At 37.0% G+C, this 18,647-nt stretch carries 19 protein-coding genes; 7 read left to right on the top strand and 12 right to left on the bottom strand.

The window, feature by feature from the left end:
* Nucleotides 1-203 precede the first annotated feature (203 nt).
* The 6 genes from LS69_RS05480 to LS69_RS05455 all read right to left on the bottom strand — a co-directional run bounded on the left by LS69_RS05480 (nucleotide 204) and on the right by LS69_RS05455 (nucleotide 5,678).
* A complete protein-coding gene (locus tag LS69_RS05480) occupies nucleotides 204-1,433 on the bottom strand; it encodes an aminoacetone oxidase family FAD-binding enzyme (RefSeq protein WP_238699177.1) in 1,230 nt (409 codons plus the stop codon).
* 46 nt (nucleotides 1,434-1,479) lie between these two features.
* Nucleotides 1,480-2,406 (bottom strand): acetyl-CoA carboxylase carboxyl transferase subunit alpha, encoded by a 927-nt coding sequence (gene accA, locus LS69_RS05475; RefSeq protein WP_138122947.1) that lies wholly within the window; start codon nucleotides 2,404-2,406, stop codon nucleotides 1,480-1,482.
* A gap of 3 nt (nucleotides 2,407-2,409) precedes the next feature.
* A complete protein-coding gene (locus tag LS69_RS05470; protein WP_138122945.1) occupies nucleotides 2,410-3,645 on the bottom strand; it encodes a beta-ketoacyl-ACP synthase II in 1,236 nt (411 codons plus the stop codon).
* Nucleotides 3,646-3,723: 78 nt separating this feature from the next.
* Complete coding sequence (gene acpP, locus LS69_RS05465) at nucleotides 3,724-3,957, bottom strand: acyl carrier protein (RefSeq protein WP_026944368.1); 234 nt, start codon at nucleotides 3,955-3,957, stop codon at nucleotides 3,724-3,726.
* A gap of 72 nt (nucleotides 3,958-4,029) precedes the next feature.
* Entirely contained in the window at nucleotides 4,030-4,773 is a 744-nt protein-coding gene (gene fabG, locus LS69_RS05460) for a 3-oxoacyl-ACP reductase FabG (RefSeq protein ID WP_138122943.1), read from the bottom strand.
* 44 nt (nucleotides 4,774-4,817) lie between these two features.
* Nucleotides 4,818-5,678 (bottom strand): YaaA family protein, encoded by an 861-nt coding sequence (locus LS69_RS05455; protein ID WP_138122941.1) that lies wholly within the window; start codon nucleotides 5,676-5,678, stop codon nucleotides 4,818-4,820.
* A gap of 35 nt (nucleotides 5,679-5,713) precedes the next feature.
* Here LS69_RS05455 and LS69_RS10405 point away from each other — a divergent pair, with 35 nt between their 5' ends.
* The gene (locus LS69_RS10405; protein ID WP_194145425.1) at nucleotides 5,714-5,866 is read left to right on the top strand and encodes a hypothetical protein; all 153 of its coding nucleotides are present in this window, start codon (nucleotides 5,714-5,716) and stop codon (nucleotides 5,864-5,866) included.
* 161 nt (nucleotides 5,867-6,027) lie between these two features.
* Here the strand turns inward: LS69_RS10405 and icmH are convergent, their stop codons facing one another.
* From icmH to tssJ, 3 genes are read right to left on the bottom strand one after another with little or no spacing between them, the layout of a single operon-like run.
* Entirely contained in the window at nucleotides 6,028-6,819 is a 792-nt protein-coding gene (icmH, locus tag LS69_RS05450) for a type IVB secretion system protein IcmH/DotU (RefSeq protein ID WP_138122939.1), read from the bottom strand.
* A complete protein-coding gene (tssK, locus tag LS69_RS05445; protein WP_138122937.1) occupies nucleotides 6,819-8,213 on the bottom strand; it encodes a type VI secretion system baseplate subunit TssK in 1,395 nt (464 codons plus the stop codon). The genes icmH and tssK overlap by 1 nt, the downstream gene beginning before the upstream one ends.
* 28 nt (nucleotides 8,214-8,241) lie before the next feature.
* Complete coding sequence (tssJ, locus tag LS69_RS05440; protein WP_138122935.1) at nucleotides 8,242-8,688, bottom strand: type VI secretion system lipoprotein TssJ; 447 nt, start codon at nucleotides 8,686-8,688, stop codon at nucleotides 8,242-8,244.
* A gap of 125 nt (nucleotides 8,689-8,813) precedes the next feature.
* Here tssJ and LS69_RS05435 point away from each other — a divergent pair, with 125 nt between their 5' ends.
* The 6 genes from LS69_RS05435 (at nucleotide 8,814) to LS69_RS05410 (ending at nucleotide 15,114) form a co-directional block, all read left to right on the top strand.
* Nucleotides 8,814-10,085: a type VI secretion system domain-containing protein gene (locus LS69_RS05435; RefSeq protein ID WP_138122933.1), complete on the top strand. Its 1,272-nt coding sequence runs from the start codon at nucleotides 8,814-8,816 to the stop codon at nucleotides 10,083-10,085.
* A gap of 64 nt (nucleotides 10,086-10,149) precedes the next feature.
* A complete protein-coding gene (gene tssB, locus LS69_RS05430; RefSeq protein ID WP_138122931.1) occupies nucleotides 10,150-10,641 on the top strand; it encodes a type VI secretion system contractile sheath small subunit in 492 nt (163 codons plus the stop codon).
* Nucleotides 10,642-12,093 (top strand): type VI secretion system contractile sheath large subunit, encoded by a 1,452-nt coding sequence (gene tssC / locus LS69_RS05425; RefSeq protein ID WP_138122929.1) that lies wholly within the window; start codon nucleotides 10,642-10,644, stop codon nucleotides 12,091-12,093.
* Nucleotides 12,093-12,485, top strand: a complete 393-nt coding sequence (locus tag LS69_RS05420) for a GPW/gp25 family protein (RefSeq protein WP_138122927.1) — start codon at nucleotides 12,093-12,095, stop codon at nucleotides 12,483-12,485. The genes tssC and LS69_RS05420 overlap by 1 nt, the downstream gene beginning before the upstream one ends.
* A complete protein-coding gene (gene tssF / locus LS69_RS05415; protein ID WP_138122925.1) occupies nucleotides 12,485-14,209 on the top strand; it encodes a type VI secretion system baseplate subunit TssF in 1,725 nt (574 codons plus the stop codon). The genes LS69_RS05420 and tssF overlap by 1 nt, the downstream gene beginning before the upstream one ends.
* Entirely contained in the window at nucleotides 14,206-15,114 is a 909-nt protein-coding gene (locus LS69_RS05410; RefSeq protein ID WP_138122923.1) for a type VI secretion system baseplate subunit TssG, read from the top strand. Before tssF ends, LS69_RS05410 begins: the two co-directional genes overlap by 4 nt.
* A gap of 84 nt (nucleotides 15,115-15,198) precedes the next feature.
* On the opposite strand, the gene LS69_RS05405 is transcribed toward LS69_RS05410, so the two are convergent.
* The 3 genes from LS69_RS05405 to LS69_RS05395 all read right to left on the bottom strand — a co-directional run bounded on the left by LS69_RS05405 (nucleotide 15,199) and on the right by LS69_RS05395 (nucleotide 18,616).
* Entirely contained in the window at nucleotides 15,199-16,035 is an 837-nt protein-coding gene (locus LS69_RS05405) for a S1-like domain-containing RNA-binding protein (RefSeq protein WP_238699175.1), read from the bottom strand.
* Entirely contained in the window at nucleotides 16,032-16,601 is a 570-nt protein-coding gene (locus LS69_RS05400; RefSeq protein WP_238699174.1) for a hypothetical protein, read from the bottom strand. The genes LS69_RS05405 and LS69_RS05400 overlap by 4 nt, the downstream gene beginning before the upstream one ends.
* A 71-nt stretch (nucleotides 16,602-16,672) precedes the next feature.
* Nucleotides 16,673-18,616, bottom strand: coding sequence for a menaquinone biosynthesis decarboxylase (locus LS69_RS05395; RefSeq protein ID WP_138122921.1), 1,944 nt, complete (start codon nucleotides 18,614-18,616; stop codon nucleotides 16,673-16,675).
* Nucleotides 18,617-18,647: the final 31 nt, after the last annotated feature.

Raw genomic sequence — 18,647 nt, 5'->3', positions numbered from 1 at the left:
TGAATTATCATCGCGCGAAGCGTAGCAACAAAGCAATCCAAAATCTCGCTTTAAAGATTCCATTGTCTATTTACTTAAGTTCCTTGGTATAGATTGCCACGAGTTTTTACAAAACTCTCGCAATGACGCAATAGTAGAATCGCGAACTGCCACACTCTCTCACAACAACAAAAGGCAAAATCTTAACAATTTCTTGCAAAAACCTACAACTTGTTTTGATGAAGCGCAGAATCAATCCCTTGCACACACACCCACGCGCTCGCCCACGCAAACGCAAGATTATAGCCCCCGCGCTCCCCTACAATATCCAACATTTCACCGATGATATAAAGGTTTTTATGCTTTCTAGATTCCATTGTGTTAGGATTGATTTCCTCGCTTCTCACGCCTCCACCGCTTACTTCCGCGCTTTCAAAGCCTCGTGGAATAGGGTTTTTTAATTCAAAATTTTTTAGCCCAAACACAAATTGCTTCAACTGCTTTGTGTTTGCGAGATTCCAAGTGTTGTTTTGTGTAAAAGCTTTGGCGATTTTAGGGTGCAAAAACCCGCTTAACAAAGTGGCAAGATTCCGGTTCGGATAAGCTTTGATAAGACTTGCAAGTTGGTTTTCTAGTGTTTTTTCTTCTAAAAATGGCAAAAAATCTAAGTAAATGGTCAAACCCTGCTCCAACGCCACAAATACCGATAAGTCTAAAACCCCAAATCCAGAGATTCCATAATCTGTAAAAAGCGTATCTCCAAGCACTTCTGCTACGATTTGATTGCTCTTTTTTAGCGTCAATTTTGCCTTGATTTTCACACCGCTTAAACTACTAATCAGCCGAGATTCCACACACAGCGGCACTAAAGTAGGGTAGGTCGGGGCAATCTTTAAATTAAGACTCTTAGCGAGTTGCAATCCTTTATTACTCCCGCCTAGCTTTGCTGCCGCTTCACTGCCACAAGCCAACACGACAAAAGAACACAGAATCTCGCCACGATTGCTTTTAAGTGCAAATTTTTCATCTCTTTTTTGCAGTCCCAAAATTTCAGTTTCCAAACAAATTTTGCAATCTTTGGAAGTTTTAAGCAAATCTTCAAAGACTTCCAGCACAGATTTTGCCGCATTTGCAAGAGGATAGACTTTGCCATCTTCTTGAATCTCCAATGCGATTCCAAGCTTTTGGCAAGTCTTGCAAAACATCTTGAAATCAAATTTTTGTAAAATGCTTTGGATTTCTTTCGCCTTAAAACTTGAAGTTTGGTAATGCTTTACACTTGTATTTTGGTTATGGATATTGCAGCGTCCATTTCCAGTGGCAAGGAGTTTTTTGCCTAAAGTTTTGTTTTTGTCTATTAAGATAACAGGAATCCCCAAAGATAAAAGCGTAATTGCGCAAAAGATTCCACTTGCTCCTGCACCGATGATTGCGACTTTTGGAATATCTTGCAAAGGATTTACCTAACTGCGGAGATTTGATAAAAGCTTTAATTAAGGCTTATTGGAAGCTTCCATAAGCCATTAATTTATTATAGCGATTCTGCAAATAATTAGAATCTGATTGAATCTCTTTCAAAGCAGTTAAAAAGTAATCTTTAATCGCCTGTGCTGCGCTTTCTTTGTCCCTATGTGCACCGATTTGCGGCTCTTGAATAATCGCATCAATTAATTTGGATTCTTTCAAAGCTTCCGGAGTGATCTTTAAAGCTTGTGTAGCGTTTTCAATCTTGCTTGGGTCATTCCACAAAATCGCGGCGCAACCCTCCGGAGAAATTACGCTAAACACGGAATATTGCATCATCGCAAGTCTATCTGCAACACCAATAGCAAGTGCACCACCACTGCCCCCCTCACCAATCACAATAGAGATTGTCGGCACTTTGAGTTTGCTAAATTCCTGTAAATTTTTGGCAATCGCCTCACTCTGTCCGCGCTCTTCCGCTCCAATTCCGGGATAAGCTCCGGGAGTATCTACAAACATTAGAATCGGGATTCTAAACTTTTCCGCCATTTTTGCCGCACGCAATGCTTTGCGATAGCCTTCTGGATTTGGCATACCGAAGTTTCTTTGGAGTTTGTTTTTTGTCCCGCGCCCTTTCTCCTCGCCAATCACCATAACTTTTTGTCCATCAATTTTGCCAAGAAAACAAACAATTGCATGATCATCGCTAAAATGCCTATCTCCGTGAATCTCTAATGGCTCTTTTAGCAACAAAGAAATATAATCCATCGCATAAGGTCTATCCGGGTGTCGCGCTAATTGAAGTTTCTGATAATCCGAAAGATTGGAATAGACTTTTGCCACTTCTTTGTCTAAATCCTTTTGCAGAATCGCAATCGCGTGGGTGTCGTTTTTGAGTTGCGCGGTTGCAATGTTTTCTTGAATCGTTTTGATTTTTACTTCAAAGTCTAAATAAGTCGCCACGATTTACACTCGTTTAAAAATCACAACCCCATTAGTTCCGCCAAAACCAAAAGAGTTACTCATAATTGCATTGACTTTTGCTTCCCTTGCGTAGTTTGGAATGTAATCCAAATCACAATCTGGGTCTTTTTGGATTTGGTTAATCGTTGGTGGCAGGATTCCTTTTTGCATCGCCATAATAGAAATTACCGCTTCCAAACCTCCCGCAGCTCCCAAACAATGCCCAATTTGTCCTTTGGTAGAACTCACAGGCGGAACTGCGCCATTGAAGATTTTTTTGAGGGCTAAAGTCTCGTAGTAATCGTTATATTTCGTGCTTGTTCCATGTGCATTGATATAATCAATCGGAATCCCCGCCATTTGCAATGCCATTTTCATCGCGCGATAAGCTCCCTCGCCCTCTGGTGCTGGGGTTGTGATATGGTTTGCGTCTCCACTCTCACCAAACCCTGCAAGTTCTGCGTAGATTTTCGCCCCTCTTGCTTTGGCAGTTTCGTATTCTTCAAGCACTAATGCAGCCGCTCCCTCACCCATAACAAAGCCATTGCGCTCCCCATCAAAAGGTCGGCTTGCGAGATCTGGAGCGTCGTTTCTATCGGATAATGCTTTCATTGCAGCAAATCCACCGATTCCAACACCGCAAATCGCAGCTTCTGCGGCGACAACCAACATTCTATCTGCGCAGTTTAGCATAATCGTTTTACCCGCCTCACTGATTCCATGTGTCCCCGCCGCACACGCGGTAACACTTGCTAGATTTGGACCTTTAAGAGAGAAGTCAATAGAAATAAACCCGCCAAGCATATTTACAAGTGCCGATGGGATAAAGAAAGGTGAAATACGCTTAGGACCGCGTTCAAAATTAATAATAGAGTTTTTTTCAATATTTCCTAAGCCCCCAATCCCTGCGGCAGAACTCATACCAAATCGCTCCGCATTGACGCTCTCTAGTAACTTCCCGCTACTATCAAGCAAACCGCTATCTTCCATTGCTTCTTTGGAAGCTTTGATTCCAAGCTGGATAAAGCGATCTGCCTTTTTGACTTCTTTTGCGTCCATTACACAAGTGGGGTCAAAATCTGTAATTTCTGCGGCGATTTTGACGGGAAATTCAGAGACATCAAAAGAGGAGATTGTTTTAACTCCACATCTGCCATCTACAATAGCTTTAAAAGAATCTTCTCTATTTAATCCGAGTGCATTAATCATTCCTATCCCGGTAACTACTACGCGTCTCATATTTCTCCTTTGTTGATAATTTTAAACAAGGTATGCCCAGTGGCATACCAAAAGCCTTAAAGAATCCAAAGCAGCCAATTAAGCTTTTGCTTTTTCAATATATGCTACAACATCGCCAACGGTTTGGATTTTTTCTGCTTCCTCATCGGGAATTTCAATTTCAAATTTCTCTTCTAGTGCCATTACAAGCTCTACTACATCTAAAGAATCCGCACCCAAATCATCTACAAACTTAGATTCTGGCTTCACTTCGCCTTCATTTACATTGAGCTGTTCTACTACAACTGCCTTTACATCATCAAACATTGCCATTTGCTTACTCCTTAAAAAATTTCAATAAGTTGATATTGTAGCTAAGTTTTTCTTAAAAAACTTCTTAGTCTGCTACATATATAATCCGCCATTGACTTTTAACACTTCACCGGTAATGTAATTTGCGTTCATAGAGAGCAAAAACGCTACCGCACCCGCGACTTCTTCTCCGCTTCCAAATCTTCCCAATGGGATATTTTGCGCATAAGCTTGTTTAATCTCTTCTTTGAGTGTTTTTGTCATATCGCTTTCAATAAACCCGGGCGTAACGCAGTTAAATCGGATTCCTTTGCTTCCACCCTCTTTGGCAAAAGATTTCGTCATCGCAATCATTCCACCCTTACTTGCGGCATAATTACACTGCCCCAAGTTGCCAATCTCACCGATGATAGAAGCGATATTTACAACCGCTCCATAGCCTTGTTTGCGCATAATCTTCAAGGCTTCTCTGCAACCAATAAAACTAGAAGTGAGATTCGCTTCTAATACCGAAGTAAAATCCTCTACTTTCATACGCATAGAAAGCTTATCATTGGTGATTCCCGCGTTATTAACCAAAAAGGCTAATTCCCCATCACTCTCGCAAATCGCATTAAGTCCTGCTAAAAACTCCTCTTCTTTCGTAGCGTCAAAGCACACAACCGCAGCTTTTCCTCCTGCTTGTTCAATTGCTTGTTTTAAAGAATCCGCAAGTTCAGGCTTGGAGCGGTAATTAATCCAAACTTTCAAGCCCTCTTTGGCTAAGACTTTGGCAATCTCCGCACCAATGCCCTTACTTGCTCCGGTGATTAAAACATTTTTTCCACAAAACTTCATTAAAAATCCTTAAAAATAAAAAAGGTAAGAAATTATACACTATTTCAAATACTTTTGATAACATAAGTCAAAACAACGCGCCTTAGGGATTCTGTGTGTGCTTGGCAAACAGAATCTAGCTCCAAACCCTCTAAACAAAGATTCTCTAAATCCCCCAAATGTCTTATTTGAGACTGCGCACAAGCCCGAAGCAAAATACCACGATAATGTTTAGCATAATGGCTCACCACCTTGCCATTTTTAATAAAATTTGGCTCATAAACCAAAATTTCGCAATTTTTAAGATTCTTTGGGGGTTTGCCTAAATCCAAGCATTTTTGATAGAATCCCGCGCGTAAATCCAAAAACTCCAACGCTTCTTTAGGATTCTTTGGGCTTTGGGATTCTTCGTTTTTGGGATTGATGAAATATTCCCAAATCCTTTCTGTGTTTTTTGCATAAAATGATTTGGTTTGAAATTTTGTGTTTTGCCAAAGAAACCCGACTCCTTGCTTCAAATCATAATAAGGAATCTTATCAAAACAGCGCAAAAGCCCAAAAAGATTAGAAAATATCAACAAATGTTGGCGCAAATACTCCTGTGCTTTTGCGTCTAAATGTTCAAAATCCAATGCGCTAAAAGCTACGCCAACATAACGCAAAACCGCAGGTAGCAAGGGGGATTCCATCAAATTTTGTGCGAGGGCTAATTCATCTAAAACAATGTTTTTGACGCCAAAGACTTGCCCAATCTCTGCCTCTCCACCACTCTCTAACAATCCTTTATAAGCTTGTAAAGCTTCCTCCAAACCATTTTTGCAAATAAAGTTTTGATAAAAACGAAGTGTTTGGGATTCTTTATTGGGGTATTGTGATTTGGCGTGTTCTAGGCATTTCTTTTCGCTGGGGGAAAATAGAATCCACATTTTGACTCCTTTGAAATTGTTTCTAGCATTCTACAATGAAACCTTTTAAAATGACTATGGGATTATGGATTGCTTCGGCTTTGCCTCGCAATGACGCAGTAGTAAAATTGTGGGTAATTTTAGATTATGGATTACCACGACTTCTACGAAGTCTCGCAATGACGAAAAGCCGAGATTCAACATTGTAAATTGCTTTGTCGCTATGTTCCGCGCAGACGCATTGGCGGAATCACGGTTGTTGCAGATTGCAAATTACCTCACTGCGTTTGCAATAATGCGAGGCTTAGCTAAGGTAGTATCGAGTCTTTCGAGTTACTATTTTACACAAAGTGGATTCTATATAGAATCTCTAATGGGGCGATTCATTATCATTTGTAAATGTGCTAAGCATTTGCGTAATATGTGCGGAGGTTCTTGCATTGTTTGTCTCCAAATCAAAAACTGAATAAAAAAAGATTCCAAAAATAATCACTAAGGGCAGAATCAAAAGCGTTTTGGTTGTGTGCAATCGCCAAAACTGATTCCACCGATTTTCTTTGCATTGCGGATTGAATTTCTTTTCAAACACCATTTCTGGATTGGAATCCAAAAGGGGCGTGATCGCAGAAGCAATGTTATTACAAAGTAAAATCACTCTTTCTTCCACATCTTTTTTTTCGGAATACTTGCCCTTATATCCCAAAATAAGGCAAGTATAAATAAACTCCAAAAAGTCTTTATTGTTTGCAGGATTGTTGAGCCAAAACTTCACAATATCATAAAAGTTATTCCCGCCTAAAGTTTCATCAAAAAGTCGGACGGTCAAAGTGCTGTGCGCCCACGAACTATTCATAAACAATTCATTGCGCATAATAATTTCGTCCATAAAGACACACAAACAATATCTAAACTTGATAATATCCTTTTCGTTATATTCGCGATAAGAGCCTAATTTAGCACTAATTGCTAGAATATTGTTAATCATATTTTCTTTGATTTCTTCAATTCTGCTCATTTCTAGTTCGTTGATTTTAGATAGCCTAAAAGTAAGCAACAAAAGCTCCAATGATAAATCTAACACTTTGTTTCTATACAAGCCACAAAAGCCATTGCTAAGCAACAAACTAGGTTCTTGTTGTGGGTTTGTTATTGCTTCTTCCATTAAAACACCGCCCATACTTTTATGTCTGGATTCTTAATGTTGTTGGTGATATAAATGCTAAGAGTGCTTTCGCCCTTGAAACTAGAGAATAATTCATCTCTTTTGTCTAGTTTATAATAAATATATCCATTCAAATAGGGAATCGTTGTTGGAATGCTAGGGATTTGTTCAATATTAAGCCCTCTTAGTTGGGTTGCTACGATATTTTTGATTTTGCTTTGTGTATGCACTTTGCTTTGCGACTTGAAATTTCTTAAGAGATATTCATGATTGACATTTGCGTTAATGGCAAGATAGATTTCTCCCTCTTCTAAAATCCCCGCATTATCAAAGAGTATATCATAGAATCCATTTCCATTGTCTGCGATTCTTGCCATTGTGTATTTTGGACTTGTGATTTTAGCAAACAAGATTCTAACATTATTCATAAGCGGCAAAAATGTTTCGCTAAGTCTCTCGTGTTTATAAGGTATAAACTCCAAAAACATATCTTCACTATTAAAAGAGCCTAATTCTCCTTGAAATTCTATAAGTTTTTCATATAAAAACTCCGGGTGGAGTTTGTCTTTGTTGGCTAGATAAGAAAGCATTAAATACCATTTTTTAAGAAGATTCAAAGATAAATAAGTGCTAAAATCCAAAGTGTTTTTGGTTTGATCAATCCCTTTGAAAATGTTGTTTAGCACCATTTTGTGCTGTTTGATAGAATGGATAGTTTCTTTCAAAAAAGATTCAATCATTGGAATCTTATTGATGTTTAAACAAGTCGGGATAAACTCATAGTCTAATTCTATGCTTTTATCAGCTCCCACGCTTTTGATTCTTGCGATAGGGATTTCAAACTCATCGGTTACAGAATCTCTAAAAATGCCTAATTTCAGCCTTAAACTCGCGAGTGTTACATTGAATTTTTCTTGCGTGAGGGATAGCTCATTTGTCTTATAATCCTCGTTTAACTGCTTGAGGACTTCGTTGCTTTCATCATCATAATTTCTTGAAGCAATCACGCTTCTCGTGCTAATGTATTTAGAATCTGACAAATTGTTTTTTAAAGCAAGATCCGCAATCGCCGATAATCCAGTTGGAATCTTTAGCGTAACAACAGAATCCACTAAGGAATCGTAACTCACTTCAAAAGGTTCGGGCAAAATATCTTGTTCGGGAGCGTCAAAGATACTACCATCTTGCGCGATTCCTGAAACGCTCGTAAGGGCGATTTTGCCTTGAGCAAGCATTGCACTAGAAAATTCTAGATTAATAATTCCATACCAATTATCAAGAACTTTTATTGTTTTGGAATCTATACTTCTTTGGATAAATCTTTCTTGCTGTTCAAAATGAACAGAACTTACATTCATTCCATCAAACCACGCGACTTTTAATTTGTTAGCCATATTTTATTGCTCCGATATTTAAGCTACTTCAACGATTTGTTTTAACGCCTTCCTTTGTGATTTCAAATTCTATTCTTTTTTCTGCGAACCAAAAACCACTAGCGTCCTCCGTTTTAACCCACGCTTTAGTTGTCTTTTTAGCACTATTTGCAAACAAAGCCATAAGCCCTATGTATTGCACTTCTTCATCATCAACCTTAACAGCAATCACCTCATCTTGGGGGGCTATTTGGATTCTAATAGAATCTATTTTGTCTTTGCCCAATATCGCATCTTCTCTTGTGGCTAAATCCAAATCACTTGCGGATTCAAACTTCTTAATATCATTGAGTTGATACACGATAATGGTTAGAGGCACATCATCTTCTCTGTTGTTTAGATTAGAGCCTTCAATATTATTGACCTTGACATTTACCATACTTGAACACGCAGATAATAACAATGCCACTACGAAAGGAAATATTATTTTTGACATTTAAAAACCCTTTATTTGGTTTTAATTTTTTAAAGTGGGCAATTTAACACAAACTTTGTTAGAATATGATAAATTATAAGCTTAAATCTACCTTGATTTAAGAATCTTGTTTTGGAGATGGCAATATGGCTTTTTGTGAGCATTTTAACAAACAAACAAACGAACTAGAAATTTATAATATACTAGAAGATGAAATGTCTAAATACAAGACATTAAACCATGAAAAAATCCAATGGAATCTAGTTTATCAATCTTCATTAGAGATTCTAACTTCGCATTCTTTAGATATGAAAATATGTAACTATTTTACACTTGCTTGTCTTCATTTAAACCAAGTAGAATACTTTAACCAACTCTTAGAATTTCTTGTTTTTCTAAATAAGATTTTTAAAAGCGATTCAGAAAATTTAGAGGAATCGCGATTCGCCATTACTAACCAAAAAAAGCGATTCATTGCAGCGATGAAAAACTTTGTCGATGAGGTAAATAAATCGGATTTTCATCTCGCAAAAACAGAAGAATTTAACGCTGTTTTTAAAGAATTAGGAGCGATTTTAGAATGCAGTTTTCCCGAACTTAAAAATACTTCTTCCACTCCAACAAACAATCAAGAAAACAAAAGTATCACCAACCAAACCCACCACGCAAATACCAAAGAAATCAATATAAATTCTTTGGATGATAGAGAATATAGAATCTTTTGCGAGAAGATTACCTTAGAGCTTTTAGAAAATGATTTGGACAATCCCAATGCTTATGCAATGTTTTTTGAAGCAATGTGGGGAAGAATCCATAGTTTGCCCCCGAATAATAACAATATAACGCACATTAGATACCCCGATTCTCATTTGATTAGATTGTTAAAAAACGACAACGAAAACTATCCCGAACAAATCAAGTTTTTTGTTAAAAACCTAATACTACAACCTTTTTGGATAGACGGATTACAAATTTTTTGTGAAGTTTTAGAAAAGAATCATAAAGAGAATCTTTGCAAGACATTTAAACTCTCAGTCAATTCCTTTTTGAAAAAATTTCAAAATCTTAAAAACTTAAAATTCCAAAATGGGGAAAATCTGTGCAGCAACTCTGCATTGCAATACTTCGCTAAGGATTTGTATTCTGATAAGGAGACGCAACCCAAAAGCAAAAAAAAGCAATCCAAACTTAGCATAGAACAGCATCTTTTGCAGCTCAATAAAGAAAACTCTGATAATTCTTTGTATTCTAATTTAAACGCATTTATGGAAATGAGTCAGTTGTTTGAAGAAAATCAGATGAATCAAAATGCTAAAGCAATCTATTCTTATCTTGTAGATAAAATGGAAAACACGCTATTAAAAGATTATTTGAAAGAATATTATTTGTCAATTCAACAAAAATTAAAGAAAGATTAGATTACATTTATTATTTTTTCACTATAATTCAAGCGAAAATAAATCTAAATTTTAGGATTGTCTTATGTCTGAGGGTTCAAATGCTCCAAAAGAGCGCATTAATATCACATACAAAGCGAAAACAAACGGGCAAAATGCAGAGGTTGAATTACCTTTAAAGCTAATGGTAATGTCTAATTTGACAGGTGCGGATAATGCGCAGCCATTGGAAGAAAGAGAGATTTTACAGATTAATAAAAACAACTTCAATCAAGTGATGGAAAAGTTGAATATCAACGCGAGATTTAATGTCAAAAACACTCTAAATAATGGTGCGGAAGAATTGGATATTCATCTAAATATAGCAAGTATGAAAGATTTTTCTCCTGATAATATTGCAAAACAAGTTCCAGAGATTGCAAAACTTCTTAAGCTAAGAGAAGCTTTAATGGCTTTAAAAGGTCCGATGGGGAATATTCCAAATTTCAGAAAAGCCGTGCTTGAAGCGTTAAAAAACAAAGATACTAAAGAAAAATTACTCTTAGAAATCAAGCAAGAAGAAAGCGAGGAACAATAAATGGCGCAAACAAAAACGAACTTGCCAATCATTGAAAACATTATGAAAGAAAGTAAGTTTTCGCAAGAAGATGAGAGTTATAGTATCGCTAAACGCGGGGTTGCAGAGTTTATTTCTGCGATTATTGAAAGTGATAATGTTGAAGACAAAATCAATAAATTCGCCCTTGATGAAATGATTGCCCACATAGATGATGTAATTTCAAAGCAAATGGACGAGATTTTGCACAATGAAGAATTACAAAAACTAGAATCCACTTGGCGCGGATTGCATTTTTTGGTTGAAAGAACGGATTTTAACGAAAACATCAAGATTAATCTTTTTAATGTTACCAAAGAAGAGGTGTTAGAAGACTTTGAAAACAATCCAGATATTACTCAAAGTGTGATTTATAAAAACATTTACTCTGCTGAATATGGACAATTTGGAGGTGAGCCTGTTGGTGCGATTATTGGCGATTATCAGCTTAGTGCATCAAGCCCAGATATGACATTTCTAAACAAAATGGCAAGTGTATCTGCGATGAGCCATGCTCCTTTTTTAACCTCTTGTAGTCCTAAGTTTTTTGGGCTTGAAAACTATTCAGAACTTGCAAATATCCAAGATTTAAATAGTTTGCTAGAAGGTCCGCAATATACGAGGTGGAGAACCTTTAGAGAAAATGAGGATTCAAAATATGCAGGGCTTATGGTAACAAGATTCTTAACGCGCTCGCCCTATGATCCGGAAGAGAATCCTATCAAATCTTTTAACTACAAAGAAGATGTCCATCAATCCCACAACCACTTATTATGGGGAAATTCTGCGTATGCGTTTGCAACAAGATTGACAGAAAGTTTTGCCAAATACAGATGGTGCGGTAATATTATTGGTCCAAAAAGCGGCGGAAGCGTGAGAGATTTACCCACTTACTTTTACGAAAATTTTGGCACTTTACAATCCAAGATTCCAACAGAAGTCTTAATCACCGATAGAAGAGAATATGAATTAGCAGAGGCTGGATTTATCACATTAACCTTACGCAGAGATACCAACAATGCAGCTTTCTTCTCTGCAAATTCCGCTCTAAAACCAAAGGTGTTTCCCAACACGCCTGAAGGCAAAGAGGCGGAAACAAATTACCGCTTAGGAACACAACTCCCTTATATTTTCTTGATTTCAAGATTGGCGCATTATCTAAAAGTCTTGCAAAGGGAAGAGATTGGAAGTTGGAAAGAAAGAAGTGATATAGAAAATGGATTGAATGAATGGGTAAGACAATATATTTCAGACCAAGAGAATCCACCTGCAGAAGTCAGAAGCAGACGCCCTTTTAGAGGTGCTAAAATCAATGTAGAGAATATTCCGGGTGAAGCTGGTTGGTATAAGATTGGCTTAAGTGTCCGCCCACACTTTAAATATATGGGAGGCAATTTTGAACTCTCGCTCGTAGGCAAGCTAGATAAAGAATAATGTCGCTGTTAGATAAAGTTATTCACGAGTTAGATGATCAATACCAAGGAGTTCCTTTTCATCAGAACCAACATAAAGATATAAAAAACAATATTGGGTTATTGCTAAACACAAAACTTGATGATTGCCTAAGCACAAGGGATTTGGGAATGTCAAGTCTCGCAGAACTCGGGCTAAACTCAAGTGAGTTGTGTTCTGCAATGGCGCGAGAAATCCATAGGCTCATAGAAAAATATGAACGACGCGTCAAAGTAACCTATATTGGCTGCGACAATCATCTAAGCCCTTGGCAGCTCACATTTGCTTTGCGCTGTATTTTACATAACGATAGTTTTCAAGAAATTAATATAGAGATTGTTTTTAGAAATAACCGCTATTGCGAGGTATTTTAGTGAATAAGGACAATCTTTTCTACTACCAAAAAGAAATCGCTTATCTCCATGAAACAAGGGAATTGTTTATTAAAAAATACCCAAAATTAGCCCCTTTTTTAGCGTATGATAGCAAAGATCCTGATGTTGAAAGAATGATTGAAAACTTAGCCGTGCTAACCTCTAAAATTCATCAAGAAATGGACCAAAATATCCCTTATATTGCGGAATCCCTTATTAATATCATTTCTCCAAACTATACAAGCCCTTTGCCTTCTTTGTGTATGCAGGAATTTAGCTTTGATAAAAACAACAAAGACAATTATGCTTTTATTCCCAAAGGAACTTATGTCAAATCCTCTGCAACACATCAATGTGAATGTCTGTTTAAAACCATCTATGATGTGCATTTGTATCCGCTTGTTATTGAAAATGCCTCTATAAGCAACGAAAGGCAATTCCACACTCTCAATCTAAGCTTTAAAGTGAGCAAAGAAAATATCAATCTTTCAGAGATTCATTTAGAAAAGTTAATGCTATATCTTGGAGATGATGTTTATATCTCTAGCACCTTATTAATGTATTTTCACCTTTATCTTCATCAGATAAAAGTCGTTTCTTTGGATACCAATGAGATTTTTAGATTGAATATTTATGATATTTGCAGAATGGGATTAAATCCAGAGGAAAGCTGTTTGTCTTACAATGAATTAGGATTTGAAGCATTTTCGCTTTTGCGCGAATATTTTTTCATTCCAGAAAAATTTAATTTCATTTGTATTAAGGGTTTAGAGATTCTGCAAAATTGTATGGGCAAGAGATTTACTATTGAATTTAAATTCACAAAACCTTTTCCTGAAGAATGCGTTATTAGAAAAGAGCTATTTTCTACTAGTATTACGCCTATTGTCAATGTCTTTGAAAAGAGTGCCGAACCAATCATTTACAGGCATAACAATGACGGAGAAAGAATCTTTATAGATAGATCCAAGCCCGATTCTTACGAGATTCTTAGCATTAAGCAGGTAAGGGCGCACAATAGTGATTCAGGAAGAAGAATCCTAAAAAACTATCATGGCTTTGAAAGATTTAGATTCCTACAAGAGAGTGAAAATGAATTTTATGCTACAGCCAACAAAAGAAATTCCAAAGGAGAAACCTACAAAGTAATCTCGTTTTTCTCTGAAACAAATCAGATAGAAACCATCACGATTGATGCACTATGTTGCAACAAAAACTTGCCCTCTACCTTGAAGATAGGAGATATTAACTCTTGCAATCTTCCTGATATTTTTACAAAAAACATCAAGATTCCAAGTATTATGCGGAGTTACAAGACAGATGGTAATTTGCTTTGGAAACTAGTCTCGATTCTTTCTTTTAGCTATCAAACCATGCTAGATAAAACTTCGTTTTTTAGCGTCTTAGAAAGTTATAGTTTCGCTGATGATAGGGAAAATCTAGAAGCGTATGCAATTTTGAGAGAATCTATTATAAAGATTCAAAGCAAAAGCACTTATTTGGTTGATGAGCAGATTATCAAAAAGGGAACAATGGCGATTTTTTTTATCAAGGATTCCAACTTTTATTCTCTAGGGGAAGTTTATCGCTTAGGGCTTATCCTGTCCAAATTTCTTTCATCTTTTGCAAGTATTAATTCTTTTTGCGAACTCAAGATTAAATGCTTGGATTCAAACGAAATCCTATACTATCCCGCTTCTTTTGGTAAAAAAGCAATCCTATGAATCCCGCCTCATCTGCTTCATTTCATAAACTTTTAAAAAGGCTTTTAAAAATCTACAACAAAGACGAGATTTTCCTAAGAAGCAACAAAAGCCTTAAACACCCAAACAAAGAAATAGACTTCACGATTTTCAATGAAAATAAAGAATTTTTGGTAGAAATAATGGTGAATTTTATGGGATTGCATGGAAGCTCTTCTCATTTGCCTTCTTATATGCTTGACAAATTATCCAGAAATGAAGATGGAAACGAGGGTTGGACATTATTTTTTGATTTTTTCAACCATTACATTTTATGGATATTTTTTGAAACCATTAGCCTAAAAGGTTATCCGCGCTCATTTACAAAAGACTTTAGCGATTCTATTTCTAAGATATTGTTTTCAATTTTGGGGATTAGCAACAAAGAAATTGCTAAAAAATATCTTCCTTTCTCCCCGATTCTATTAAGCTTAAGAAGACCTAAATACTACATTGAAAGGGTATTGCAAAGTAATTTTAACCTGCATAACAAACTAAGTATTATAGAAAATATACCGCATAGGATTCTAATCCAAAAATCACAAAAAAATTCTCTAGGAATCAAAAATCATATTCTTGGTAGAAACTTTATTTTAGGCGATAAATTCTTGTCTTATCAGGATAAAATCGCAATCTTGATTCAAGATATTGAATATATGCAAGCCATTGAATATTTGCCCAAAAAGCCAAAATACAACGACTTGCGAGAAAGTATTATGTTTCTAACAAACAATGAATTTTGTGTTGATTTGTATCTCAAAGTCAAAGATAGCGACAAGCTTAAATTTATTTTAGGAGACAACACGACGGCTAGGTTGGGTTGGGGGAAGATTCTAGGAAAAAGCAAAAAATCTTATCATATTATGCACATTAGGCTTTGTGAGTGATAGAAAATAGGCTATCATCTCCACGCAAAGGCTCATTAAGTTTTTATCTCAAAGCAAAAATTAAATCTAAAGATTCCAATGTTTTTACAGCAACTCAATCCCAGCCTTTGGAATCAGGGTGATTTTATTGGCTTTAAGCAAAGCACTTAAGGCGCGTTTAAAGGCTTTTTTGCTCATTGCGCAAACCAATTCTATCTCTTTAGGGTCGCTATCATAATGCAGATTCAACTTCCCGCCCTTTTGGCGCAAAATCTCCAAAACTTTCTTGCCCTCTTGGATACTAGAAGTTTTTTGGATAGGATTCTTAAGGCTTAAATCACATTTACCATCAGGATAAATGCGTTTGATAAACCCATCTTTCTGCTCACCAAGTGGCAGTTTTCCAAAGACTTCATTTTTGTGCAACAACCCCAAATTTAAGCCATTTATTACACATTCATATCCTAAAGGAGAGATTCTAAAGGGTAGAATCTTGACTTGAAAACCAACCTTAAAATGCCTAAGCTTTTCTTGAAAATTGTTCAAATAGGGTTTGATATTTTCCTTTGCAATCAAGCGATTCTCTCTATCTACACTCACAAACACTACCGCTTGGCTACCCAAAGGATATTTTTGCGGAGAGTTTGTCGGCATAAAAATATCTTTGGCGATTCCTAAATCCAAAAAACAACCGAAGTTATTTTTATCCACTACTTTTAGCGCGGCGATTTCTCCTCTTTGGGCTTTAGGCGTCAAAGTCGTCGCTATGGGACGATCTTCGGAATCCGTATATAAAAAAACTTGTAGTTTATCCTCTATTTTTGCGTCTTTTGGCAAATATTTGTTGGGCAGTAATACTTCTTCGCTTCCACTTTGCAAATACGCGCCTACTTTGGCAAAACGCACAATCCTAAGTTCTTTGCAAACACCAATTTCTATCAATCGAAAATTTCTCCTAATACTTCATAAAGTCCGCGTCCCAGCGGCATACCATAAACTTCTGAAATCTGCATTCCCACAAAAAACACCATAATCATAAAAATCACAAACCCAATAAATCCCAAAATCAAAAATGCCTTGATGACTTTGAGGTAAAACTGCTCTTCTAGCGCATCATTGAGCGTTTTATAAAACTTCAAAAAATCCGCGAAGAATTGAATCCAAAAAACAAAAAGCCCCACAAGCACGATACATAAAATCCCAAAAATCACCATAGAAATATAGGGAGAAAAGTTCGTGCTAAACTCATAAATATCAACTTCCCACATTAAGATTGCATAACCAATATGCAACCCAAATCCCGCCAAGTTTAGCAAAACCATAAAAAACAAGAATCCCACAAAAAGTTCTGTCATACTAGAATATTCGCGAAACTTTTTGTGCATATTTCTTTTGATTGCGCTATCTTTTAAGCCATTATAACGCAACTCCATAATCTCTGCATTAAGGTTTTTAAGCCAATTTTTGCGCGTTTGATTCATTGCTTTTGCTTGTAAATTCGCATTCATCATTTCACCTTCAAGTCCATTTCTTTTATGTGAAATTTTACTTAAAAATTGTCAAGTAAAACTTCATACTTTTAACAATAAGACTTATCAATAGCAAAAGCACGATAAAATTTATCCAAATCGCCAAATTCCTTAAGCAATCCAAGCTTTTCTAATCGCTCTAAAACTTCGCGCGAACAATCGGTTTCTTTGGGCCACTCGCGGTGGTAACCATCACGCGCATCTTTATCGCACGCATCAAGTAGTAAAATTTTCCCGATGATTTTCATATCACGCTTGACATCAATGTTATTTACCACGCGCCAAAGCAACAAGTAGAGATTCTCCAAATCATTCTTCCGCGCATCTACAATAATCACAATCCGCAGACTTTCTTGCATTTTTTGGATATTTTGCACCAAAGATTCCGTGCAGGATTCCACAAAAGCGCAAGAGGATTCTGCGTTGCTTTTCAAATCATAAGACAAACTCCCTAAATAAGCTTGTTCTAATGCCAAAAAGGATTTTTTAAGACTTTCTTTTTTGTCTAATCCAACTAATACAATCGGATTCTTTGTCTCTGGATAGATTTGTCGCACATTTCTAACTTCCCCACTAGCACTTAAAGCCTCATTTAAGATTCCGCGCAACTGCGTTTCATTAAGCAGCTCTAGCGGATTTTCCACTTCTAAAGCGCGTGTGCAATCTAAGCCTAATTTCCCTCCTTCTGCGAAGTTTGGAGAGGCGTGGTCAAGCGCATCACATACGCCCTCACTGACTAAACAATTCTCCACTGCAAAACGATTTAAGATATAAGGAACAATTTCTGCGCTTTGCAAACGAGGAGCGTCCTCTCCGACAAAAATCGCATGTTTTACAAAGCTCATTTGCCCCACTCCCCAAAACGCGTGCATACTTTGCTGTGCAACACGCGGGAAGCGAGAATGGATACTTGCCAAAATCAAGTTATGAAACACCCCATTTTCTGGCATATAATAATCTATCAGGTTGGGCGTTGTTGTCTGCAAAAGTGGCAAAAAGATTCTTTCCGTCGGGAATCCCAAATATTTATCCTCCAAAGGCGGTTTGCCAACCACGGTTGCGAGGTAAATCGGATTTTTTTTATGCGTGATTGCGCTCACTTCTAGCACAGGATAAGGTTCAATCGGAGTATAGAATCCATTATGATCTCCAAATCTCCCCTCATCACGCATTACACCGGGTTCTACGAATCCCTCAATCACAAAATCCGCATCATAAGGGACGCAGAGTTCATTACTCACACAGCGCACCATTTTCGCGCGGCTTTTGCGGATAAACCCATAAAGCATTAATTCAAACAAGCCATAAGGCATTGGCGCGGTTGCACACCAAGTATAAAGCGGGTCTCCGCCAATGGCAATGCTCACAGGCATTTTTTTGTTTGCCTTTTGGTATTCCTCTAGCAAACACACGCTGTCTTTGTGAATCTGCCAATGTAAACCCAAATGGTTCTTATCATAAACTTGCAAACGATACATTCCAAGATTCCGCACATTGCCATCTAAACTTTGCGTATAGCATTGTCCCATTGTGATGAATCTTCCGCCATCTTCGCTCCAAGTTTTTAATATAGGAATTTCAGCGAGATTCACTTCTGTGCCTCTATGGATTACTTCTTGGCATAAGCCTTTTTCTTTGGAGATTTTAGGAGCTAAAAAGCGCAGATTTAGCATTTTTGGGAGGAATCCCAAAGCTTCTTTAATGGATTTTGGAGGTTTGAGTTTTAGGAATCCTGCGACTTCTTGTGCGATTTCTTTTGTATCGCCTATTAGTAATTGCACACGAGAAAAACTCCCAAATAGATTCATCAGCACAGGCGTTTCATAGCTGATTTTGTTTGCTTTATCTATCGGATTGACAAAAAGCAAGGCTTTGGATTCTTTGCGTTTGACTTCCAAATAAGCCAAATGTGGAATCTCTAATTCCACATCTAAAGGTTCTGTAATAATTTTTATCTCATTGTGCGCCTTAAGCAAATCAATCGTTTGTCTCACAACCACTCCTTATGCTACTAATTTTCACATT

The organism is Helicobacter sp. MIT 05-5294, assembly GCF_000765675.1.
In the GTDB taxonomy this organism is placed as follows: domain Bacteria; phylum Campylobacterota; class Campylobacteria; order Campylobacterales; family Helicobacteraceae; genus Helicobacter_D.
Note: the sequence above shows the minus strand (reverse complement) of the source record. Positions and strands in the feature narration are given on the sequence as shown.